At 54.8% G+C, this 261-nt stretch carries 1 rRNA gene; it reads right to left on the bottom strand.

The window, feature by feature from the left end:
* Positions 1–261 (bottom strand): 23S ribosomal RNA (locus MWU77_RS24530); the annotation flags it as partial.

Genomic DNA, 261 nt, shown 5'->3' with positions numbered 1-261 from the left:
GCACCGGGCAGGCGTCAGTCCGTATACATCGTCTTACGACTTCGCACGGACCTGTGTTTTTAGTAAACAGTCGCTTCTCTCTGGTCTCTGCGACCCCACCCAGCTCAGAGTGCAAGACTCATCACCAGACAAGGTCCCCCTTCTCCCGAAGTTACGGGGGCATTTTGCCGAGTTCCTTAACCACAGTTATCTCGATCGCCTCAGTATTCTCTACCTGACCACCTGTGTCGGTTTGGGGTACGGGCCATGTGAAAGCTCGCT

Origin of the sequence: Rhodococcus sp. F64268, from assembly GCF_023015605.1 — a bacterium.
GTDB lineage: Bacteria > Actinomycetota > Actinomycetes > Mycobacteriales > Mycobacteriaceae > Rhodococcus.
This window is presented reverse-complemented; position numbering and strand designations above follow the sequence as displayed.